Origin of the sequence: Protofrankia sp. CiP1_Cm_nod1 (genome assembly GCF_920888515.1) — a bacterium.
Taxonomy (GTDB): Bacteria; Actinomycetota; Actinomycetes; order Frankiales; family Frankiaceae; genus Protofrankia.
Genome location: NZ_CAKKTM010000217.1, coordinates 2833 through 25468, shown reverse-complemented (window position 1 = coordinate 25468; position 22636 = coordinate 2833). Strand labels below are relative to the sequence as shown.

Genomic DNA, 22636 nt, shown 5'->3' with positions numbered 1-22636 from the left:
CGGCTATCCCGCCGGCGCGCTGCAGCTCATCGACGAGCTCACGCTGACCCTGCCGAGGAAGATCCGCCAGGAGGCCAGGGCCGCGGTCGAGGCCGCCGGCGGGGTCTGGAAGGAGCACGCGGCGGAGGCGGTCATCGACCGGCTGATCGACGAGTTCGGGCGGCCGGGCCGTTCCGGCGGCGCCGGTTTCTACGAATACGACGGCTCCGGCCGCCGGCAGGGACTGTGGCCGGGCCTTCATGAGGCGTTCCGGGTGCCGGGCCGCGCGATCCCGTTCGAGGATCTCAAGGAGCGGCTGCTGTTCGCCGAGACGCTGGAGGCCGTCCGCGCGCGGGACGAGGGTGTCATCACCTCGATACCCGATGCCAACATCGGCTCGTTGTTCGGCATCGGTTTCCCCTCGTGGACCGGTGGGGTGTTCCAGTACATCAACCAGTACAAGGGCGGGACAGCCGGGTTCGTGGCGCGGGCGAACGAGCTGGCCGAGCGTTACGGCGAGCGGTTCACCCCGCCGGAGTCCCTGGTACGGGCGGCGGCCGCGGGCGCGTCGTACGAATAGGGGAGACCGGCAGTGTAGAAGAAGACCGCTGTACGTGTGACAGCGCCGTCATGCGTACAGCAGGACGCCGTGCCGCCGGGCAGTACGGCGGCACATGTCCGTGATGTTTTTCGTGCCGCAGCCTGTGTCGCGCGGCTGGAAGCCTTTGAGGGAAGCCTTCGAGGGAAGCCTCTGCGGGAAGCCTTTGAGGGGAAACGAAGCCAGGATGGAAGGAGTGGATGTCGGTGTCCGTGGGGCTGAGCATCAGGCCGGATGCAGTCGATGACGGCCGGCTGCCTGATGGTGACCAGGTGGGGCAGCCTGGTCCGCGGGAGCAGGGGAGGGCGCGTAAGCGCTCGTTCAGCGCCGATTACAAACTGGCGATCCTGGCGGAGTACGAGGCGGCGACATCACCGGGTGCGAAGGGCGCCATTCTGCGCCGGGAGCAGCTCTACGCCGCGCACATCGCGGTGTGGCGCCGGGCCCGGGACGCCGGTGCGCTGGCGGAGCTGTCCCGGCCGATCGGCCGGCCGCCGGCGGATGTCCGGGACACCGAGCTGGCCGAACTGCGGGCGAAGAACGGGCGACTGGAGAAGGAGCTGGCGAAGGCCCGGCTCGTGATCGACGTCCAGGGAAAACTGCACGCGCTCTTGGCGACGTTGTCCAGGAGCGCGCCCAGCGACGTCGGTACACCGGCCTTCTCACAGAAGCAGAACGGCTGATAGCGGACGCAATGGCCGTGCTGGTGCCGCAGATCGGTGTGACAGCGGCCTGTGTCGCGGTCGGCCGCTCCCGGTCCACGTACTATCGGCGTTACCGGGAAAGCTCGTGCCCGTCACAACATCTGCCCGGGGAAGGCTGGCGAGTGGCGGCGGCCGACGAGTCCGTGACCCAGGGGATATGACCACGCTGCTCCTGGCCACGAGCTGACGAACAATCCTTGGAGACGGTGTGGACTTCGGTGAGGACGCGGAGCTGCGGGCTCTGCGGGAGACGGTCGCGGCGATCTCCAAACCGTTCGGTGGCACCTACTACACCGAGCGTTCGCAGGCCAGAAAGCCGACCAGTGAGATATGGGCGGCGCTTGCCGAAGCGGGCTTCATAGGCGTGAACCTCCCCGAGGAGTACGGCGGCGGGGGCGGCGGCATCGTGGAGCTCGCCGCCGTCTGCGAGGAGAGCGCGGCGGCGGGCTGCCCGCTGCTGCTCCTGCTCGTCTCGTCGGCGATCTCCGGCGAGGTGATCGCCCGTTTCGGCAGCGCCGGCCAGAAGGAGCGCTGGCTGCCGGGCCTGTCCTCGGGCGCACACAAGATCGTCTTTGCCATCACCGAGCCCGACGCGGGCTCGAACACCCACCGGATCTCGACCCGGGCCGTCCGGGATGGCGACGACTGGCTCCTCACCGGCCAGAAGTACTACATTTCCGGTTTTGACGACGCCGCCGCCGTACTGGTGGTGGCCCGTACCGGCACCGACGAGGCCAGCGGCCGGGCCCGCCTGTCGCTGTTCGTCGTGCCGACCGGTACTCCCGGTCTGACCGCCCACCCGCTGCCGGTTGCCGCGCAGGTTCCCGAGCGGCAGTTCACCCTCTTCTTCGACAACGCCCGGGTTGCCTCCGACGCGCTTGTCGGCGACGAGGGGGACGGGTTCCGGCAGGTCTTCCACGGCCTGAACCCGGAGCGGATCACCGGCGCCGCGCTGTGCGTGGGAATCGCCCGGTACGCGCTGGGCAGGGCCGTCGACTACGCGCGCAACCGGCAGGTGTGGGACCAGCCGATCGGTACCTACCAGGGGATCTCGCATCCGCTGGCGAAAGCGAAGATCGAAACCGATCTCGCCGCACTGATGACCCGCAAGGCCGCCTGGGCGCACGACCAGGGCCTGCCTGCGGGAGAACCGTCGAACATAGCGAAGTACGCCGCCGCGGAGGCCGCGCTCGCCGCGGTGGACCAGGCTATTCAGACCCATGGTGGTAACGGCATGTCCGTCGAGTACGGTCTGGTGCCGCTGTGGGGGCTGGCCCGAATTCTGCGCATCGCGCCGGTCAACCGGGAAATGATTCTCAATTACGTCGCGCAGCACAGCCTCGGCCTTCCTCGGTCGTACTGAGGGGATGTACATGACGATCGTCGCCACCCACCCCAGGGCAGTCGAAGGCACCCCATTGCGGTCCCGCCTCGACACCGCCTCGGAGCTGTACCGCACCAACCGTGCGGCCCAGCTGAAGTTTCTGGCCGAGCTCGACGACCAGTTGGATCTCGCGCGGGCAGGCGGTGGAGAACGTTACCGGCAGCGGCACCACGACAGGGGCCGGCTGCTGGTACGTGAGCGGATCGAGCTGTTGCTCGACCGCGACGCCCCGTTCCTGGAACTGTCCACACTCGCCGCCTGGGGCAGTGAGTTCGCTGTCGGGGCAAGCGTCGTCACCGGCATCGGAGTGGTCTCCGGTGTCGAGGTCGTGATCCTCGGACATGATCCGACCGTGCGCGGCGGCGCGATGAACCCCTACTCGTTGAAGAAGACGCTGCGCGCGCTCGAGATCGCCCGGCGCAACCGGCTGCCGGTGGTGAACCTCGTCGAGTCCGGCGGCGCCGACCTGCCGAACCAGGCCGACCTGTTCGTCCAGGCCGGGAAGATCTTCCACGACCTGTCCGAGCTCTCGGCGCTGGGCATTCCGACCATCGCGCTCGTCTTCGGCAACTCCACCGCGGGCGGTGCGTACGTACCGGGCATGTGTGACTACACCGTGCTCGTGGACCAGCAGGCCAAGGTGTTCCTCGGCGGCCCCCCGCTGGTGAAGATGGCCACCGGCGAGGAGTCGAACGACGAGGACCTCGGCGGTGCCGCGATGCACGCCCGGGTCTCCGGGCTCGCCGACCACTTCGCCGTCGACGAGCAGGACGCGATCCGCATCGGCCGGCGCATCCTCTCCGAGATCAACTGGCGGAAGCTCGGCCCCGGCCCGAGCCTGCCGGCCGACCCGCCCCTCTACGACCCCGAGGAACTGCTCGGGATCGCGCCGTCGGACTTCCGTGTCCCCTTCGACCCACGCGAGGTGCTCGCCCGGGTCGTCGACGGCTCCCGTTTCGGTGAGTACAAGCCGGACTACGGCACGAGCATCGTGACCGGCTGGGCCTCCATCCACGGCTTCCCGGTCGGGGTGCTGGCCAATGCCAACGGCGTGCTGTTCAGCGAGGAGGCCAAGAAGGCCTCGGAGTTCATCCTGCTGGCCAACCAGGCCGACACGCCGCTGGTGTTCCTGCAGAACACCACCGGCTACATGGTCGGCGCGGCCTACGAGCAGGGCGGCATCATCAAGGACGGCGCCAAGATGATCAACGCCGTCACCAACAGCCGCGTACCGCACCTGACCGTCAACATGGCCGCCTCGTTCGGCGCCGGCAACTACGGCATGTCCGGCCGGGCGTACGACCCGCGGCTGATGTTCGCCTGGGTGGGCGCCAAGTGCGCCGTCATGGGCGCCGCCCAGCTCGCCGGCGTGCTGTCGATCGTCGGCAAGGCCGCGGCCGCCGCGGCCGGCCGGCCGTTCGACCAGGAGGCCGACGACCGGCGCCGCGAGGAGATCGAAGGCCAGATCAGCGCCGAGTCACACTCGTTCTTCATGAGTGGCAAGCTCTACGACGACGGTGTCCTCGACCCCCGTGACACCCGCACCGTGCTCGGTATCGCCCTGTCCGCCGCTCATTCGGGCCCGATCGAGGGGCGCCGCGGCTACGGCGTCTTCAGGATGTGAGTGTTGTGGTCACCAAACTGCTGATTGCCAACCGCGGTGAGATCGCCTCGAGGATCATCCGCACCGCCCACGAGCTGGACATCGCCACGGTCGCGGTCTTCTCCGACCCGGACGCCGACGCCCCGTTCGCCCGCGAGGCCGACGAGGCGGTCCGGCTGCCCGGCGCGACCCCGACCGAGACGTACCTGCGCGGCGACCTGGTGATCGCCGCCGCCCAGCGCACCGGGGCCGACGCGATCCACCCCGGCTACGGCTTCCTGTCGGAGAACGCCGACTTCGCCCGGGCCTGCGCCGCCGCCGGCATCACCTTCATCGGGCCGCCCCCGGACGCCATCGACGCGATGGGGTCGAAGACCAGGGCGAAGGAGCTGATGGACAAGGCCGGCGTGCCCGTCCTGCCCGGCCTGGTCATCGACTCCGACCTGCTCGCCGACGGCGGCCAGCTCGCCCAGGCCGCCGCGGACCTGGCGTTCCCGCTGCTGGTCAAGGCCGCCTACGGCGGTGGCGGGCGCGGCATGCGCATCGTCCGCCAGGTCGACGAGCTCGCGGAGGCGGTCGCCGGCGCGCAGCGCGAGGCGGCCTCGGCGTTCGGCAACGCGACGGTGTTCCTGGAGCACTACGTCGAGCGCCCCCGGCACATCGAGGTGCAGATCTTCGCCGACCAGCACGGCAACGCGGTGCACCTGTTCGAGCGGGAGTGCTCCATCCAGCGCCGCTACCAGAAGATCATCGAGGAGGCGCCCTCGGTCGCCGTCGACGACGAGCTGCGCGAGCGCCTCGGCTCGGCCGCGGTCGCCGCCGCGAACGCGATCGGCTACGTCGGCGCCGGGACGGTGGAGTTCGTCCTCGACCAGCAGGGGCAGTTCTTCTTCCTCGAGGTGAACACCCGGCTGCAGGTCGAGCACCCGGTCACCGAGGAGATCACCGGCCTCGACCTGGTCCGCGCCCAGCTGCTGGTCGCCGAGGGCGCGCCCCTGCCCGACGAGCTGCGCCAGGCGCGCATCAACGGGCACGCCATCGAGGTCCGGCTGTACGCCGAGGACGTCCCGGCCGGCTTCCTGCCGGCGACCGGGACGGTGCACCGCTTCGAGGTGCCGGCGCTCACGGGCATCCGCGTCGACAGCGGGATCACCGACGGGTCGGTGATCGGCGTGCACTACGACCCGATGCTCGCCAAGATCATCGCCTATGGCCCGACCCGGGCGGACGCCATCCGCCGCCTCGGCCGGGCCCTCGCCCGCACCCGGGTGGACGGCGTGACCACCAACCGTGAGCTGCTGGTGGGCATCCTGCGGGAGGAGGAGTTCCGCGCCGGCGCCATCGACACCGGGTACCTCAACCGCCACGACCCGGTGGCGCTGAGCACCCCGCCCCTGCCCGACGACGTCCTCGCGACCCATCTGCTGGCGGCCGCCCTCACCGCCGCCACCCGGCGCCGGGCGAACGCGGTGCTGCCGACCCTGCCGCCGGGGTGGCGCAACGTCCCGACCGAGCCCCAGCGCACCGTGCTGGAGGTGGCCGGCAAGGCGATCGAGGTCCGCTACCGCCAGTACGGCGACCGGGTCAAGGCCAGCGTGGACGGCCGCCCGCTGGAGGCGCTGGTCCACCGCGTCGACACCGGCCTGGTCGACATCACCGTCGACGATGTCCGCGCGACCGTGTACGTGACCCGTGACGGGGCGGTCTTCCACCTCGACGGCCGCGGCGCCTCGACCGTGGCGCGGGAGGTTCCGCGGTTCGTCGAGCCGGGCGCGAACGTCGCCCCGGGCTCGCTGGTCGCGCCCATGCCGGGCACGGTCGTCCGCGTCGTCGTGGAGGAGGGCGCGACCGTCACCACCGGTGACGTGGTGCTGGTCCTGGAAGCGATGAAGATGGAGCACACGGTGACCGCGCCCCAGGACGGCGTCGTGGTGGAGATCAACGCGCGCCAGGGCCAGACCGTCGACGGCGGCCATGTCCTGGCCGTGCTCGCCGCCGACGGTGAGCAGCCATGACGGCACCCGTCACCCACGCCCCGGACGGGCCGGTGGCCTGGCGGCGCCCGCCGGCCCGGAGCGGGCGCTGATGGCCGCCGACATCGGCCCGCTGCTGGCCGACCTGGCAGCCGAGACCGAGGAACTGACGGCTCTGCTGCGCGGCCTTGACGAGCCCGGCTGGCGCACGCCGACACCGGCCGCCGGCTGGGACATCAAGGACCAGGTCAGCCACCTGGCGTACTTCGACGACGTGACAGTGCTCGCCGCGACCGACCCGGACCGCTTCGACGCCGAGGCGAAGAAGCTGACCGATCTCGGTGACGACTTCGCCGCGCACGTCGCCCGGTGGTACCGGGACCGTTCCGGCGGTGAGCTGCTCACCTGGTTCGAGCAGGCGCGCGGCGCCCTGCTGGACACGCTGGGGGCGGTCGAGCCCGGGACGAAGCTGCGCTGGTTCGGCCCGCCGATGAGCGCCCCGAGCTCCGCCACCGCCCGGCTGATGGAGACCTGGGCGCACGGGCAGGACGTCGCCGACGCCCTGGGGGCGCGGCGCGAGCCGACCGCCCGGCTGCGCCACATCGCGCACCTCGGCGTCGCCACGATCCGCTGGAGCTTCGCCGTGCGGCAGCTGCCCCCGCCCGACAGCCCGGTCCGGGTCAGCCTCACCGCCCCCGACGGCTCGCTCTGGCAGTGGGGGCCGCCGGAGGCGGCCGATGTCATCACCGGCCCGGCGCTCGACTTCTGCCTGCTGGTCACCCAGCGCCGCCACCACGCGGACCTCGGCCTGCGGGCCACCGGGGCCACCGCGGCCCGCTTCCTCGAGATCGCCCAGGTCTTCGCCGGGCCGCCGGGCCCCGGGCGTCCCCGCGGCGGGGAGAAGCCGTGACCGCGGCCCCCCTCATCGGTCCGGCTCTCTCGCCGGCCCTCTCGTCGGCCCCCGCGTCGACCTTGCAGGAAGGATGGTGCCGCACGTGACCACACCGGCTGTACCGGCCACGCCGGCCACGCCGGGCGCACCGCGGCGTCCGGTGCGCATCGCCAACTGCTCGGGTTTCTACGGGGACCGTATCGACGCCGCGAAGCAGATGGTCGACGGCGGCCCGATCGACGTGCTGACCGGCGACTACCTCGCCGAGCTGACGATGCTGATCCTGTGGAAGGCCCGGCGCCGTGACCCCGGGGCCGGGTACGCCCGCACCTTCCTCACCCAGCTCGAGCAGGTGCTCGCCACCAGCCTGGAGCGCGGCATCAGGATCGTCGCCAACGCCGGCGGCCTCAACCCCCAGGGGCTGGCCGAGAAGGTGGCCGAGCTCGCCGCGCGCCTCGGCCTGTCCCCCCGCGTCGCCTACGTCACCGGTGACGATCTCGTGGGCCGCATCGACGAGCTGCAGGCGGCCGGCGAGCCGTTCGTCAACATAGACACCGGGCGCAAGCTCGCCGAGCTGGGTGTGCAGCCGGTGACCGCCAACGCCTACCTCGGCGGCTGGGGCATCGCCGCCGCGCTGGAGGCGGGCGCCGACATCGTCGTGACACCCCGGGTGACCGACGCGTCCCTCGTGGTCGGCCCCGCGGCCTGGTGGCACGGCTGGGAACGCACCGACTGGGACCAGCTCGCCGGAGCGGTCGCGGCCGGCCATGTGATCGAGTGCGGCCCGCAGGCCTGCGGCGGCAACTACGCGTTCCTGTCGGAGGTCACCGACCGGCGCTACCCGGGGTTCCCCATCGCGGAGGTGGCCGCCGACGGCAGCAGCGTCATCACCAAGCACGCCGACACCGGCGGCCTGGTCTCGGTCGGCACGGTCACGGCCCAGCTGCTCTACGAGATCGCCGGCCCCGCGTACGCCAACCCCGACGTCGTCGCCCACTTCGACACCGCCGAGCTGACGCAGCAGGGCCCGGACCGGGTGCTGCTGAGCGGCACCCGCGGCAGCGCCCCGTCGGACAAGCTGAAGGTCGCCGTGAACTACCTCGGCGGCTACCGCAACACGATGACCCTGGTCATCACCGGTCTCGACATCGAGGAGAAGGCCGCCTGGGCCCGCCAGGAGCTGTTCGACATCCTCGGCGGCGAGGACTCCTTCGACGCCGTCGACGTGCGGCTGCTGCGTTTCGACCACGACAACGCCGAGACCAACGCGCTGGCGGCCGCGCACCTGCAGGTCACGGTCAAGGACCGGGACCCGGCACGCGTCGGGCGCTCCTTCTCGAACGCGACCATGGCCCTCCCGCTGGGGGGCTACGCCGGCTTCCACACCACGACACCGCCCACCGGCGAGAGCGCGTACGGCGTCTACTGGCCCGCGCTCGTCTCCCGGGATGTCGTCACCCAGCGTGTCGTGCTCGATGACGGCTCCGAGCTCGTCATCGAGCACAGCCCGTCGGCGCCGCAGCCCCCGGCCGCGCAGGAGGAGCCGGTGGGCGCGACAGCCACCCCCGCGGCGGGCACGGGCGGACGGGTGCGGGTCCCGCTCGGGCGGCTGGCCGGCGCCCGCTCCGGGGACAAGGGCGGCAACGCGAACGTGGGCATCTGGGCCCGGGACGACGCCACCTACGCCTGGCTCGCCGCCGAGCTGACCACACGGAAGTTCGTCGAGCTGGTCCCGGAGGCCGCCGGCCTTCAGGTGCACAGGTACGAGCTGGCGAACCTGCGCGCGCTCAACTTCGTCGTCGTCGGGCTGCTGGGGGAGGGGGTCGCCTCGGCGACCCGCCCCGACCCGCAGGCGAAGGGCTTCGGCGAGTACGTACGTTCTCGCCACATCGACGTACCCGCCGAGCTCGTCCGGTAGGAACGATCCCCGCCGGCGGAAGCCCGGCGGGAACGCGGCGGGGACACGCGACGCCTGGTTCGTCGCGGTGGTCCCCGCCGTACCGGTTGGGCCGGGGCCGGCCCGCCTCGCACCGCGGAGGCGGGCCGGTGGCGCGCCGGGTCGCGCGTGCGGCACCTGCGGCGCGCCGGCGCGGGAACCGGTACAGGGTGTCGCGGACGGCCCCGGCATGCTCTTCCGGCGTGCCGGGGCCGCCCCTTCGTGATCATCGAGTGGCCGCCGCTCCTTCGGCCGCCACTCCCTGGACGTCCGCTCCCTGAGCGCCCGCTTCTTTGACGCTGGTCCTTCGGTGTCGCCGGGCGCGCCCGCGAGGATCTCGACCGTGCCGGTGGCATGTCGCCAGGCGGGCGGCGATGTCTCCCGGCGCCGGCCTGTTTCCGGCGCCTGTTCCGGCCTGCCCTTCCGACGGCCGGCCTGTTCCCGCCCGCTGCTCGTTCCGGCAGGACGATGAGCGGTGACGGCTACGGACCGTCCCGAAGACAGGTGCGGTAGGTGGCAGCCGGGGGCGGCTGGCAGCGCCTGCCGTGGGCCGGTTGGGTACGGGATTCGCCGTGGTGCTGAAATAGCGTCGCAGGTGGGGTTTCGCCTGTATCCGGAACGTGGCCGAGGCCTGACCGGGACTGATGACCGGGACCGATGACCGGGGCTGATCGCACGGCTGGGCCGCAAACGATCGTCAGCGGTCTCCGTCGCTCTCCCGGCGGCCGGGCGCCCGTCCAGGCACCAGCAGAGAAGAACAGGCACCAGCAGAGAAGAACAGGCACCAGCAGAGAAGAACAGGCACCAGCAGAGAAGAACGGGCAGCCGAAGTCGGGGGCCGGCGAAGGAGACGCAGAGCTGTGACCGTTGCCGCGAAGGCCGATACGGCGTCAGCGGTGACTCGGAGTGATTCCTTTTGCGACGGGGAGTGGCCGAGTGGGCGACGCGCCACGCTGACCGCGGTGCCGGCACCGGAGCACCGGGGCGGCCCGCCGGCGTGGGGCCCGTCGGCGTGGGCCCGTCGGCGTGGGGCCTGTGGTGACGGCCGCCGGCGCGATCCCAGCGGTGCAGGCCGGGCGCGCCGACATGTTGATCAATACTTGCGTTCCGGTCGACCAGTTGGCCCGCTGTCATCACATCCGCCCGCGGGTCATCGTCGGCTCCCTCGACGCGTCACCGGTACGGCCACCGCGGAGACGGCCGGCCGTGGCTGGCCGCGCCGCTGGTGGGGCCGGCCGCCGTCCCGGCCGGGGCGGTCCTCGCGATCCCGGCGATCCGGCTCACCGGGCTCTACCCGGCGCTGGGGGCCGCCGGCCCCGGCGTCTTCCCGCCGCTCGACGAGGTCTCCGTGCGGTGAGGCTTTTTTCGCGATGGTCCGCCGGCATGACGGCCGGAACACCAGAAGGAGAAGGATGAACGGGAAAGGACGCGGCGCCGCGTTGTGGGTGTTACTGACCGCTGCGATGCTGGTGGTAGCTGCCTGTGGCTCCTCGGACTCCAGTTCGGGGACGGACGCGGAGGCGTCGTCGGGCAGGCCGGTCGTCCTTGGTGCGATCTGTAGTTGTTCGGGTGCGCAGTCGGCCGCCCTCGGCCGGCTCAAGGACGTTTTCGACACCTGGGCCAAATCCGTCAACACGCGGGGCGGCGTCAACGGCAGCCCGGTAAGATTGATCATAGAGGATGACGGCGGTGACCCGACGAGGTCGTTGCGGGCCGTCCGGAAACTGGTCGAGCAGGACAAGGTCGTGGCCATCATCGGCGACAGCAGCCTGGTCGGCACGACCTGGGCCGACTACGTGACCGAGAAGGACATCCCGGTCGTCGGCGGGCTCTCCGTCGAGTCGCCCTTCCTGACCCACGCGGACTTCTTCGTAACGGGCGCGCCGCTCCCGGTGACCACCGTGGGTATCTGGGAGGCGGCGAAGGCGGCGGGCAAGAAGAAGGTCGGCCTGCTGTACTGCTCCGAGTCGGCGGTCTGCGCCCAGCTCGAGGGCCTGGGCAGGGCCGCTTCCGCCCTCGTCGGCGGCGTCGGGATCGCCACCGGGAAGATCTCGGCGGCCGCGCCCGACTACACCGCGGCCTGCCTGGCGCTGAGGGACGAGGGCGTGGACGCGCTGTTCGTGGCGCACAGCTCCGAGGTCGTGCCGCGGGTCGTGGACTCGTGCGCCCAGCAGGGATTCACCCCGGCCGTGATCGGCCAGACCCCGGCCCTCGGGCCGTCCTGGCTCGGGCACAGGGGTTTTGACGGGGCTCTCCTGGTGTCCCCGACCGTCCTTTACACCGACGGGTCCGTGCCGGCGGTGAAGGAGTTCCTCGACGCGCTGGACACGTACTACCCGGACCTGCGTAAAAGCCGGCAGTTCACCTATGACACGATCTACCCGTGGGCCGGTGGCAAACTGTTCGAAGCGGCGGCGAGGGCGGGTAACATCGGGCCCGACTCGACACCGGCCGACGTCAAGAAGGGCCTGTACGCGCTGAAGGGCGAGACGTTGGGCGGCATCATCCCACCGACAACATTCACGGAGGGCCAGCCCGTTTTCCCCACCTGCTATTTCCAGGCGGCTATTCGGGGGGGCCGGGCCGTCAGCCTCGGCAAGGGCGCGACGAAATGCCTGACCGAAGCCCAGGCCCTGCGGCTGGCCCAGGCCCTGAGAAGTTAGCCGCGACGGCCGGCGGCGGTGTACGGCGAGGCCTGCCCCGCGCCGGCACCGGCCCCGCGATCCCCGCGATGATGCCTGTCGCGTGCCGCCGCTCTTGTGCCGCCGCCGGCACCGCATGATTTTCTTGCTGCTCCTTTCCACCGGAACGGGACATCGGAATGACAGTGACCAGAAGGTGCCGCCGCCTACATCTCATCACCCTGGTTCTCGTATTGGGAACCCTGGGCGGGCTGCTGGCCGGATGCGGTGGCAGCGATGTCGCCAGGCAGCCCGTCCGGTCGTCCTGCACGACGCCGGGAGTAACCGATACCGAGGTCAGAGCCGGTCTGGTGTTCAGCGCGTCCGGGCCGGGGGCGTCCCTGCTGCGCGGGTTCCGGTCCGGTATCGACGCCCGTCTCGGAGTGGTCAATGCCGAGGGCGGTGTCAACGGCCGGAAGATTGTCTACTCCTGGCGGGACGACGCCACCGATCCCGCGTTGAACCTGGTCGGTTCCCGCGACCTCGTCGAGGACGAAGGGGCCTTCGGAATCATTCAGGGGCCGCATGCGGCATCCGGTTCCGCGCCCTATCTGAGCGAGCGGGGGATCCCGGTTGTCGGATCCGCCGGCGAGACCGTCTGGGCAAATTACAAGAACATGTTCTCCTGGCACTACTACACCTCCGAAAAAGGTTCCTCCAGCGGCTGGGGGGACTTCGTCCGCAGCCGGGGCGGCACCCGTGCCGTCCTGATGGGCATAGCGTCGGGCGATGCCGGCAAGAAGTTCCACCGGCAGCTCGCCCAGAGCCTGAACGCCGCCGGTGTCAACACCGACATGACCTTCGAGGTGACGGCCAGCACCACCAGCTTCGAGGCGCTGGCCCGGCAGATGAAGGCGGCGCAGATCGACACCATCGCCGGGGTTGTCTTCCCGAACGTTCTGGTCAAGCTCCTCCCGGCGGCCCGGGCCGCCGGGGTCGACCTCAGGGCGGTGCTCATCCCGGTCGGCTACGACCCGACGCTGCTGCAACAGGTCGGTCCGGCGCTGTCCGGGGTCGTCACCTACATCGACTTCGTCCCGTTCGAGCTGGACACCGAGGCGTACCGGCGGCTGTTCGACGCGGTGACCGCCTACGCCCCGGAGAACCAGGCGCCGGCGCAGGAGAGCACCGTTTTCGGCTGGCTGTCCGCCGACATGTTCATCCGCGGGCTACAGGCGGCCGGGCCCTGCCCGACCCGCCAGTCGTTCATCGACGGCCTGCGCAAGGTCCACGACTACGACGGTGGCGGCCTGCTCCTGCAGAAAGTCGACTTCGCCACCAACTCCGGACGGCTGGGTGACTGCTACGCCTTCGTCCAGGTCAGCGACGACGGCAGCAGGTTCCTGCCGCTGCCACCCACCCCGCGCTGCGGCCGCACGCTCCCCTGAGCGGGCGGTCACGGATCACCGCTGGCCGCTCCCGCGTGAACGGGCCGGGCCGGCCCGCGGTGCGGTGCCGGCGGTGGCGGTGGCGGCCGGCCGGACGGACGGACGGACGGAACCACCGTCCGGCCGTCACCGTCCGGCCACCGCCGGCCGGGCCGTCATCCCGCCCCGTGCGGCGGCGGCCCGCGCGCCCGGCAGGTGCACGTACGGTCATGGCCCGCGTCTCCTGCGGCATCAGGCCAGCTCAGGCCAGCCCTGTACGGCCGCGCCGCGGCACGGCAGCCGGCGGCCCGTCATCCTGTCCCGCGCCGTTCTGGGTCGCCGCCCGGTGACTCGCCAGGCCGGCGACAGGCCAAATTTTGGTAACCATATAACTACATATTGAATACTCCTACACTGGCCTGTGCTCAACATCACACTTGGGACAAGAGACGGGTCACCATGTCATTGGTCAGCAGACGTTGGCACTTACGTTTCACCGCCCTGGTCATCACATCGAGCTGCCTGGGTGGTCTGGTGGTCGCGTGCGGGGGTGGGGACAGCAGCCGATCCGTGCAGGCGGAGAGCTGTACGGCGCCGGGGGTGACCAGCACCGAGGTCAAAGCCGGCCTGCTGTACAGCAGTTCCGGGCCCGGGGCGTCCCCGGCGCACGGATTCCGTTCCGGCGTTCAGGCCCGTTTCGAACTGGCCAACGCCGAAGGGGGCGTCAACGGCCGGAAGCTCACCTACGTCTGGCGGGACGACGCGACGGATCCCACGCTGAACCTGGTCGGGGCCCGTCAGCTCGTCGAGGACGAGAAGGTCTTCGGCATCATGCAGGGACTGCAGGTGGCGGGTGGCTCCGCACAGTATCTCGGCGACCAGGGGATCCCGGTCACCGGGTTCGCCGGCGAGACGGTCTGGGCGCAGCACCAGAACATGTTCTCGTGGCACTACTACACGGTCGAGAAGGGGTCGTCCACGGTCTGGGGGGATTTCGCCAGCAGCCGTGGTGGCACCCGCGCCGCCATGGTGGACATGGCCCTGAGCGACTCGACCCGGAAATACCACCAGCAGGTCGTCGAGAGCCTGCGGCGCACCGGCGTCAGCGTTGACATGGAATACGAGGTGACCGCCAGCACGACCAGCTTCGAGACGCTGGCCCGGCAGATGAAGGCGGCACGTATCGACACGATCGCCGGCGCGCTCTTCCCGGACGTCCTGGCGAAGCTGATCCCGGCGGTGCGGGCCGCCGGTGTCGACCTCAAGACCGTGCTCGTTCCGGCCGGTTACGACCAGACACTGCTGCGGCAGCTGGGCCCGACGCTGGCCGGGGTCGTCGTGTACGTCAGCTTCGTCCCGTTCGAGCAGAACGCGCAGGCCTACACGCGGATGCTCAGCGCGATGTCCACCTACGCGCCGGAGAACCAGAGCCCGACGCAGGAGGGCGCTGTCTTCGGCTGGCTGTCCGCCGACATGTTCGTCCGCGGACTGCGGGAGGCCGGGCCCTGCCCGACCCAGCAGTCGTTCATCGGCGGCCTGCGCAAGGTCCACGACTACAGCGCTGACGGCCTGCTGCCCCGGCCCATCGACCTCACCACCAACTTCGAGCAGCTCGGCGACTGCTTCACCTTCGTCCAGGTCAGTGACGACGGCAGCCGGTTCGTGCCGCTGGAGCCCAGCCCGCGTTGCGGCAAGCCCATCACCTGACGTGACAGCCGCGGGCTGCTGACCGCCTTCCCGGAGCGTCGGGCCAGGCCGTCGGACACGGCCTAGGCCTGGTCCGCCGCCTGGACCGCCACGCCGGAGGCGAGCAGCGCGTCCACGCCGCGCACACCCCAGTCGGTCAGCGCCTGCCGGGTGTGCGCGCCGGGCAGCGCGGGCGGGCCCGGGGGAGCGGCGGGCGTCCGGCTGAAACGGGGTGCGGGAGCGGGCTGCCGCACCCCGTCCACCTCGACGAACGTGCCGCGGGCCGCCAGGTGCGGGTGGTCCGCGGCCTCCGTCAGGCTCAGCACGGGGGCGACACAGGCGTCGGTGCCCTCGAAGACCTTCGCCCACTCGTCCCGGGTGCGCCGGGCGAACGCGGCGGCGATCCGCTCCCGCAGCGCGGGCCAGGCGGCGGGGTCCGCGCGCTCCGCCTCGTCGGGCTCCAGGCCGAGCAGCGTCATGAACCGCGCGTAGAACTTCGGCTCCAGCGGCCCGACGGCGACCCAGCTGTCATCGGCGGTCCGGTGGACGTCGTACCAGGGACGCCCGGTGTCGAGCAGGTTGACGCCCCGCTCGTCGCGCCACTGCCCGGCGGCGATCAGACCGTGCACGAAGGTGGTCAGGGATGCCGCGCCGTCGACGATGGCGGCGTCGACCACCTGGCCGCGGCCGGAGCGGGCGGCCTCGAAGACCGCGGCGAGCACGCCGACGACCAGGTACAGGGAGCCGCCCCCGAAGTCGCCGAGGAAGTTGACCGGCACGGCCGGGCCCTCACCCTGGCGGCCCAGCGCGTGCAGCGCACCGGTGATCGCGATGTAGCCGATGTCGTGCCCGGCGGTGGGGGCCAGCGGGCCGTCCTGGCCCCAGCCGGTCATCCGGCCGTAGACGAGACGGGGGTTGCGGGCCCAGCAGTCCCGCGGGCCGACCCCGAGACGCTCGGCGACCCCCGGCCGGTAGCCCTCGATCAGCACGTCCGCCCGCTCGGCCAGGTCCAGCACCGCCCGCACCCCGTCCGGGGAGCGCAGGTCGATGACGACCGAACGGCGGCCGCGCCGCAGGATGTCCGCCGGCGGCGGCACGATGTCGTTCGCCTCGTCCGGACGGTCCACCCGGATCACGTCCGCACCCAGGTCGGCGAGCAGCATCGCGGCGAAGGGGCCGGGGCCGATGCCGGCGAGCTCGACGACACGCAGCCCGCGCAGCGGGCCGGTCGTGCCCGCGGCTGTGCCGCTGTCCGTCCCGCTGTCCGTCATCCCGTCTCCGGCCTCGATCAGGTGAGCGGCCGTCCCCGGCGCGTGTGGCCTCAGCGTAACCAGGCAGGGAACGTCCGCTCATCCGGTCGGGGATGTCCGGACGGGGGATCCGGGTGGAGGATGCGGGCGGGGATCCGGGCGGGAACGCTCCAGGGGCTTCCTTTCGGCACCAAGTGCCACTACTGTGACTCGGCACCGAGTGCCACTACTGTGACCTCGCACACGTGACCACCCGACCGACCCGAGGAACCAGCAGGGAGCAGCCATGAGCGACCACACACGCGAGACATCGGTCAGCTTCGACGAGGACACCGCTGGCGCGGCACATCCCGTCGACGTCGACATCCTCCAGGAGGAGTTCCTCGTCGAGGACGTCTCCATCGACGGGATGTGCGGGGTCTACTAGAGCGCGCGGCCCGGATGACCGAGCCCACCGCGGCGGCGCGGGCCGTCCCCGGCTTCGCCCTCGACGCCCCCTGGCAGCTGCATCCCCAGGTCTCGGTGCGGCCGGAGCCTTTCGGGGCGCTGGTCTACCACTTCGGGACCCGCCGGCTGTCCTTCCTGAAGGACCCGGCGCTGCTGCGTCTGGTCCAGGCGCTGCCGGAGCATCCCCGCGCGCGGGATGCCGCCACCGCGGTCGGCATCACCGAGGCCGACCTGCCGCGCTACCAGCGTGCCCTGGCCACGCTGGCGGCAACGTTCATGATCGTCGAAAGGACGACGATGACCGCCGAAACGACGACGACCGCCGAAAGGAACGCGCCGTGAGCGTCGCCGCGGCACCAGCCCGCCTGGTCGACCACTTCCAGCACGGCCTGGCCGCCCCGATCTGCCTGACCTGGGAGCTCACCTACGCCTGCAACCTGGCCTGCGTGCACTGCCTGTCCAGCTCGGGGCGGCGCGACCCGCGCGAGCTGACCACCGCGCAGTGCAAGGCGGTCATCGACGAGCTCGAGCGCATGCAGGTCTTCTACGTCAACATCGGCGGCGGGGAGCCGACCGTCCGCCCGGACTTCTGGGAGATCGTCGACTACGCGGTCGCCCACCACGTCGGGGTGAAGTTCTCCACCAACGGGGTGCGCATCACCAGGGATGTCGCCGCCCGGCTCGCCGGCAGCGACTACATCGACGTGCAGATCTCCCTGGACGGCGCCACCGCCGAGATCAACGACGCGGTCCGCGGCACGGGCTCCTATGCCACCGCCGTGCGCGCCATGGAGCACCTCGCCGACGCCGGGTTCGCGGGCTTCAAGCTCTCCGTCGTCGTCACCCGGCACAACGCCGGCCAGCTCGACGCGTTCAAGGCCCTCGCCGACCGGTACGGCGCCCAGCTGCGGCTGACCCGGCTGCGCCCGTCCGGCCGCGGCGCCGACGTCTGGGACGAGCTGCACCCCACCGCCGCCCAGCAGCGCGAGCTCTACGACTGGCTGGTGGCCCACGGCGAGCAGGTGCTCACCGGGGACTCCTTCTTCCACCTGTCCGCCTACGGCCAGGCGCTGCCCGGGCTGAACCTGTGCGGCGCCGGCCGGGTGGTCTGCCTGATCGACCCGGTCGGGGACGTCTACGCCTGCCCGTTCGCCATCCACGACTCCTTCCTCGCCGGCAACGTCCGCGAGCCCGGTGGCTTCGAACGGGTCTGGCGCTCCTCGGAGCTGTTCACCGAGCTGCGGGCGCCGCAGAGCGGGGGCGCGTGCGCGTCCTGCGCGCACTTCGACTCCTGCCGGGGCGGCTGCATGGCCGCGAAGTTCTTCACCGGCCTGCCGCTGGACGGCCCGGATCCCGAGTGCGTCCAGGGCTACGGGGCCGACGCCCTGCTCGCCCGCGATGACGCCGGCGTCCCGAAGCCCTCCGGCGACCACTCCCACTCCCGGGCCGCCGCCGGGAAGCCACCGCGGCACGGGGAGCCGGGGCGGGGCGGGCCGGGGCCGGTCCCGGTGGTCATCGGCCGCGCGCCGGTGAGTGCCGCACCGGTGAGCGCCTGCCAGCAGGACCCGCTGGCCGGGTTCGCGCCCGCGGCCACGGTGGGGCGCTGACATGCCCGCCCCACAACCGGCCGATCCCCTGTTACTCGGGACCCCCCTGACGCTCGGGACGCGGCGGGCGCCGTCCCGGGTGCTGTTCGGGCCGCACGAGACCAACCTCGGCCACCGCCGCTCGTTGAGCGCCCGGCACGTCGCCTACTACGCCCGGCGGGCGGCCGGCGGCGCCGGGATCATCGTCACCGAGACGGCGTCGGTCACCGCCGACGACTGGCCCTACGAGCGGGCGCCGCTGGCCGCCGACTGCGCCCCCGGCTGGTCGGCGGTGGCCGACGCCTGCCGGGAACACGGCACCCTGGTGCTCGCCGGGCTCGGCCACGCCGGCGGGCAGGGCTCGAGCGCGTTCTCCCAGTCGGTGCTGTGGGCGCCGTCGCCGGTGGCCGACGCGGCCAGCCGCGAACTGCCCGCGGAGATGGAACAGCCCGAGATCGACGCGGTCGTCGAGGGCTTCGCCGCCGCCGCCCGGCTGGCCGCGGCGGCCGGCACCGACGGCGTGGAGATCGACGCCGGGCCGGTCTCGCTGCTGCGCCAGTTCCACTCCGGGCTGACCAACCAGCGTGCCGACGGCTACGGTGACGACCGGTTGCGCCTGACCCGCGAGGTGATCGCCGCGGTGCGCGGCGCGCTGGGGGCCGGCCGCGTCCTGGCGCTGCGGCTGTCCTGCGACGAGCTCGCGCCCTGGGCCGGGGTGACACCCGAGCAGGCGGCCGAGCAGGTCGCCGCCCTCGCCGGCGACATCGACCTGCTCGTCGTGGTCCGTGGCGGGCCGTTCTCCACCTCGGCCTACCGGCCCGCCGCGCACACGCCGCCGATGTTCAACCTCCAGCTGTGCCGGCAGATGCGGGCCGCCGCCGCCGGGCGCGTCCCCGTGGTGCTGCAGGGCAGCGTCGTGGACGTGGCCGAGGCCGAGGCCGCCCTGGCCGACGGTGTCGCCGACATGGCCGAGATGACCCGGGCGCAGATCGCCGAGCCCGACCTGGTGCGTCTCGTACGCGCGGGCGCGGCCGGCCAGGTCCGGCCGTGCGTCCTGTGCAACCAGGCCTGCCGGGTGCGTGACAACCGCAACCCGGTCGTCAGCTGCGTCGGTGAGCCGTACAGCGGGCACGAGACCGTCGAGAGGCCGGTTACGGGCACCGACCCGCGGGCCCGCGCCGTGCTGGTGGTCGGCGGCGGGCCCGCCGGGCTGGAGGCCGCCCGGGTGCTGGCGCTGCGCGGGCACCAGGTCCGGCTGGCCGAACGCGGCGGCACGCTCGGCGGCGCGCTGCGGGCCGCCGCGGCCGGGCCGGGCCGCACCCGGCTGGCCCTGCTCACCGACTGGCTGGTGGCGCAGTGCCACCGGCTGCGGGTGCAGGTCGACCTCGGGACCGAGGTGACCGCCGACGATCTCGACGCGGCTGTCGCGGACGGCTGGGACGTCCTGCTCACCACCGGGTCCCGGCCCGTGCCCGGCCGTTACGGGCCGGCCGGTGCCGATGATGCTGCCGCTCTCACCACCGGTGCCGGTGCTGCCACCGGTGGTGAGAGCGGTGTCGCCGATGGCAGCGGCAACGCGGGCGACGTCGACGGCGGGCGCGCTCCCGCCGAGGAGGGCGGCGCCGACAGCGAAGCCGCCACCGGCGTCGGCGTCGGTGACAGGGCCGGCGTCGGTGACAGGGCCGGCGACAGGGCTGGCGACGGAGGCGGCGCTGCTGAGGGGGGCGCCGCCGAGGAGCGTCCCGGCGCCGACGGGACGACCACCGTGCTCGACGGGACGACCACCGTGCTCGACGGGACGACCACCGTGCTCGACGGGACGACCACCGTGCTCGACGTGCTCGACGTGCTGCGCGGCGGTCTGGACGCCGTCCCCGCCGGCCCGGTGTTCGTCCACGACCCGGTCGGGGGGCCGGTGGCGGTCGGGGTCGCCGAATGGCTCGCCGGTGCCGGGCGCGAGGTGGCCCTGGGCACCCCCGACACGGTGGCGGGCACGCTGCTCTCCCTCACCGGCGACCTCGCGCCGGCCAACACCCGGCTGCAGCAGGCGGGCGTACGCCGCCAGCTGCGGGTGCTGCTGCGCGAGGCCGGCGGCGGGCGGGTCGTGCTGGAGGACGTCTGGACGGGTGAGCGCCGCACGCTGCCGTGCGCGGTGCTCGTCGACTGTGGCCACCGCCTCCCCGAGGACGCCCTGTACACCGCCCGGCCGGGCACGCCCCGGGCCGGCGACTGCGTGGCGCCGCGGACGGTGCTCGAGGCGGTCCTGGAGGGCCGCCGCCGCGCACTCGAGATCGGCGGCCGCACGAGCCCACCGGCGTCCCGGCCGCTCGCCGGGGCACGCCGCGGCTAGGCCATCTCCGATGGATCTTCAGCTGGCGGCCACGCGCCCGATGGCTACGCGTCCGGTGGCTCCTCATCCGGTGGCCACGCGTCCGGCGGCTCCTCGTCCGGCAGCCACGGGCCTGGTGGCCACGCGTCCGGCGGCCGCGCGGCCGCGCGGACCGGTGGCCACGCCCAGCCGGCAGCCCGTACCCAGGAAGGCGACATGAGTGCCACCAGCCGTTACCGGTACCTGTTCAGCCCGTTACGCATCGGGCCGCTCACCGTCGACAACCGGGTGGTCTTCTCGGCGCACCTGACCAACTACGCGCGGGACGGCCTGCCCTCCGACCAGCACGTGGCCTACTACGCGGCCCGGGCGGCGGGCGGCGCAGGGATGATCATCACCGAGGAGCACTCGACGCATCCCACGGACTGGCCGTACGAGAAGCTCATCCACGGGTTCAACCCGCAGGTGATCCCCGGCTACCGGCGGATCACCGACGCGGTGCACGCGCACGGCGTGCCGATCCTCGCCCAGATCAACCACAACGGCGGCCAGGCGTCGTCGATGTACTCGCGGCTGCCGGTGTGGGCGCCCAGCCCGGTGCCCGACCCGCTGTTCCGCGAGGTGCCCAAGGCCGTCGAGCTTCACGAGATCCGGGAAGTGGTCGACGGCTACGGGCTGGTCGCCGAGCATTGCGTCGCCGGCGGGTTCGACGGTGTCGAGCTGCAGTGCTCGCACTCGTCCATCGTGCGCGGCTTCCTCTCCCCGGCGACCAACCGGCGCACCGACGCCTACGGCGGGGAGCTGGCGAACCGGGCCCGCCTGCTGCTGGAGATCGTCGACGTGGTCCGGGCGGCCCTCGGCCCGCGGCGCGCCCTCGGCGTGCGGATCTGCGGCGACGAGCTGATCGAGGGCGGGACGACGATCGAGGAGGCCGTCGCCGTGGCCCGGCTGGTGGAGGCCACCGGCAAGGTCGACTACATCAACACCTCGATCGGGGTCGCCACCGCGACCCTCTACATGATCGAGGCGAGCATGCAGGTGCCGCCGGGCTATGCGATGTTCATCCCGAGCGCGATCCGACAGGCGGTGAGCCTGCCCGTCGTCGGCGTCGGCCGGTTCAAGGACCCGCTGCAGGCCGACCGGGCGCTGGCCGCAGGGCACGCCGACCTCATCGGGGTGGTGCGCGGCCAGATCGCCGACCCGGACTTCGTGGCCAAGGCGCGGGCCGGGCACGCCACCGAGATCCGCACCTGCCTGTCCTGCAACCAGGAGTGCGTGGGACGGATGGGGCTCAACCGCTGGCTGGGCTGCATCGAGAACCCGCGCACCGGCCGGGAGTCGGTGCCGCTGCCGGCGCCGCGCCGGCGCGGGCGGCGGGTCCACGTCGTCGGCGGCGGCCCCGGCGGCATGCAGGCCGCCGTCACCGCCGCCCAGCGCGGGCACCAGGTCACCCTGTTCGAGCGGTCGTCGCGGCTGGGCGGCCAGGTGCCGGTGGCGGCGGCCGTGCCGAGCCGGGCGGAGTTCCTCGACATCGCGCGCAACCTGATCGCGCACGTGCGGCGGATCGGTGTCGACGTGCGGACCTCCGTCGAGGTGGACGCGGACTTCCTGCGCGCGCAGGCCCCGGACGCGGTGGTGCTGGCCACCGGCGCCCGGCCGAACCCCCCGTGGTGGGCGGCCGGGCACCCCCGGGTCGTGGACGTGCGCGACGTGCTGGAGGGGCGGGCGGAGCCGAGCGGCACCGTCGTGGTCGTGGACGAGCTGGGGTTCCACCAGGCCACCTCCGTCGCGGAGCTGCTGGCCGACCGGGGCTGCCGGGTCGAGGTCGTCACCAACGGCATGGTCGTCGGCCAGGACCTCGGGGTGACGCTGGACCTGGAGACCTGGAACGTCCGGGCGGCGGCCAGGGGCATCGTCCAGAGCACCGACCTGGTGCCGATGGGGGTGACACCCGGCGCGGACGGCGGTGTGCTGCTCGCCCTCCAGCACCATCCCACCGGCACCGACACCCGGCGCGCCGTGGACTGGGTGGTCTGCGCCGTCCAGCAACGGGCGGAGGACACCCTCTGGCGCGGCCTGCGCGCGGACCTGCCGGCGCTGCCGTTCTCCGTCCACCGGGTCGGTGACTGCCTCGCCCCCCGCCGCGCGCACGCCGCGGTCGTCGAAGGCCAACGTGTGGCGGTGTCCCTGTGAGCGCAGACGGCCGCGGAGGGAGTGGCCG

The 22636-nt window shown here is 72.4% G+C and carries 17 protein-coding genes; 16 read left to right on the top strand and 1 reads right to left on the bottom strand.

All coding sequences use genetic code 11. From position 1 onward, the window contains the following. The 11 genes from NBX02_RS10085 to NBX02_RS10040 form a co-directional block, all read left to right on the top strand. The coding region (locus tag NBX02_RS10085) for a 3-hydroxyacyl-CoA dehydrogenase family protein (protein WP_250291078.1) at window positions 1-559 on the top strand (559 nt) is incomplete at its 5' end. A gap of 290 nt (window positions 560-849) precedes the next feature. Further along, on the top strand, window positions 850-1260 hold the full coding sequence (locus NBX02_RS10080) for a hypothetical protein (protein ID WP_250282577.1): 411 nt from the start codon (window positions 850-852) through the stop codon (window positions 1258-1260). A gap of 229 nt (window positions 1261-1489) precedes the next feature. Beyond that, window positions 1490-2644, top strand: coding sequence for an acyl-CoA dehydrogenase family protein (locus NBX02_RS10075; RefSeq protein WP_250291075.1), 1155 nt, complete (start codon window positions 1490-1492; stop codon window positions 2642-2644). A 10-nt stretch (window positions 2645-2654) separates the two neighbouring features. After that, the gene (locus NBX02_RS10070; protein ID WP_250282573.1) at window positions 2655-4289 is read left to right on the top strand and encodes a carboxyl transferase domain-containing protein; all 1635 of its coding nucleotides are present in this window, start codon (window positions 2655-2657) and stop codon (window positions 4287-4289) included. Window positions 4290-4294: 5 nt separating this feature from the next. Beyond that, window positions 4295-6283, top strand: coding sequence for an ATP-binding protein (locus tag NBX02_RS10065; protein ID WP_250282571.1), 1989 nt, complete (start codon window positions 4295-4297; stop codon window positions 6281-6283). Between the two features lie 70 nt (window positions 6284-6353). Next, window positions 6354-7151 (top strand): TIGR03084 family metal-binding protein, encoded by a 798-nt coding sequence (locus NBX02_RS10060; protein ID WP_445548352.1) that lies wholly within the window; start codon window positions 6354-6356, stop codon window positions 7149-7151. Window positions 7152-7224: 73 nt separating this feature from the next. After that, on the top strand, window positions 7225-9051 hold the full coding sequence (locus tag NBX02_RS10055) for an acyclic terpene utilization AtuA family protein (protein ID WP_445548351.1): 1827 nt from the start codon (window positions 7225-7227) through the stop codon (window positions 9049-9051). Between the two features lie 1243 nt (window positions 9052-10294). Further along, entirely contained in the window at window positions 10295-10426 is a 132-nt protein-coding gene (locus NBX02_RS23045; protein WP_445548350.1) for a hypothetical protein, read from the top strand. Window positions 10427-10481: 55 nt separating this feature from the next. Next, window positions 10482-11732, top strand: a complete 1251-nt coding sequence (locus NBX02_RS10050; protein ID WP_250282565.1) for an ABC transporter substrate-binding protein — start codon at window positions 10482-10484, stop codon at window positions 11730-11732. A gap of 158 nt (window positions 11733-11890) precedes the next feature. Next, window positions 11891-13138, top strand: a complete 1248-nt coding sequence (locus tag NBX02_RS10045) for an ABC transporter substrate-binding protein (RefSeq protein WP_250282564.1) — start codon at window positions 11891-11893, stop codon at window positions 13136-13138. 438 nt (window positions 13139-13576) lie between these two features. Further along, on the top strand, window positions 13577-14824 hold the full coding sequence (locus NBX02_RS10040; protein WP_250291073.1) for an ABC transporter substrate-binding protein: 1248 nt from the start codon (window positions 13577-13579) through the stop codon (window positions 14822-14824). 62 nt (window positions 14825-14886) lie between these two features. Here NBX02_RS10040 and NBX02_RS10035 read toward each other — a convergent pair whose 3' ends face one another. Then, window positions 14887-16074, bottom strand: a complete 1188-nt coding sequence (locus tag NBX02_RS10035; protein WP_250282560.1) for a CaiB/BaiF CoA transferase family protein — start codon at window positions 16072-16074, stop codon at window positions 14887-14889. Between the two features lie 265 nt (window positions 16075-16339). Between NBX02_RS10035 and mftA the strand changes: the two genes are divergently transcribed. From mftA to NBX02_RS10010, 5 genes are all read left to right on the top strand, one after another. Further along, window positions 16340-16480, top strand: coding sequence for a mycofactocin precursor MftA (gene mftA / locus NBX02_RS10030; protein ID WP_250282558.1), 141 nt, complete (start codon window positions 16340-16342; stop codon window positions 16478-16480). A 14-nt stretch (window positions 16481-16494) separates the two neighbouring features. Next, the gene (gene mftB / locus NBX02_RS10025) at window positions 16495-16842 is read left to right on the top strand and encodes a mycofactocin biosynthesis chaperone MftB (RefSeq protein WP_250282555.1); all 348 of its coding nucleotides are present in this window, start codon (window positions 16495-16497) and stop codon (window positions 16840-16842) included. Further along, window positions 16839-18107: a mycofactocin radical SAM maturase gene (gene mftC / locus NBX02_RS10020; RefSeq protein WP_250282553.1), complete on the top strand. Its 1269-nt coding sequence runs from the start codon at window positions 16839-16841 to the stop codon at window positions 18105-18107. The genes mftB and mftC overlap by 4 nt, the downstream gene beginning before the upstream one ends. A gap of 1 nt (window position 18108) precedes the next feature. Next, window positions 18109-20436: a mycofactocin system FadH/OYE family oxidoreductase 1 gene (locus NBX02_RS10015; RefSeq protein ID WP_250291072.1), complete on the top strand. Its 2328-nt coding sequence runs from the start codon at window positions 18109-18111 to the stop codon at window positions 20434-20436. Window positions 20437-20631: 195 nt separating this feature from the next. Further along, a complete protein-coding gene (locus NBX02_RS10010) occupies window positions 20632-22608 on the top strand; it encodes a mycofactocin system FadH/OYE family oxidoreductase 2 (RefSeq protein ID WP_250291070.1) in 1977 nt (658 codons plus the stop codon). Window positions 22609-22636: the final 28 nt, after the last annotated feature.

Coding starts and splice junctions, on each gene's coding strand:
- NBX02_RS10050 (WP_250282565.1), top strand. CDS start 10,482: ATGAACGGGAAAGGACGCGGCGCCGCGTTGTGGGTGTTACTGACCGCT.
- NBX02_RS10035 (WP_250282560.1), bottom strand. CDS start 16,074: ATGACGGACAGCGGGACGGACAGCGGCACAGCCGCGGGCACGACCGGC.
- NBX02_RS10070 (WP_250282573.1), top strand. CDS start 2,655: ATGACGATCGTCGCCACCCACCCCAGGGCAGTCGAAGGCACCCCATTG.
- NBX02_RS10055 (WP_445548351.1), top strand. CDS start 7,225: ATGGTGCCGCACGTGACCACACCGGCTGTACCGGCCACGCCGGCCACG.
- NBX02_RS10015 (WP_250291072.1), top strand. CDS start 18,109: ATGCCCGCCCCACAACCGGCCGATCCCCTGTTACTCGGGACCCCCCTG.
- NBX02_RS10060 (WP_445548352.1), top strand. CDS start 6,354: ATGGCCGCCGACATCGGCCCGCTGCTGGCCGACCTGGCAGCCGAGACC.
- mftA (WP_250282558.1), top strand. CDS start 16,340: ATGAGCGACCACACACGCGAGACATCGGTCAGCTTCGACGAGGACACC.
- NBX02_RS10045 (WP_250282564.1), top strand. CDS start 11,891: ATGACAGTGACCAGAAGGTGCCGCCGCCTACATCTCATCACCCTGGTT.
- mftB (WP_250282555.1), top strand. CDS start 16,495: ATGACCGAGCCCACCGCGGCGGCGCGGGCCGTCCCCGGCTTCGCCCTC.
- NBX02_RS10040 (WP_250291073.1), top strand. CDS start 13,577: ATGTCATTGGTCAGCAGACGTTGGCACTTACGTTTCACCGCCCTGGTC.
- NBX02_RS10010 (WP_250291070.1), top strand. CDS start 20,632: ATGAGTGCCACCAGCCGTTACCGGTACCTGTTCAGCCCGTTACGCATC.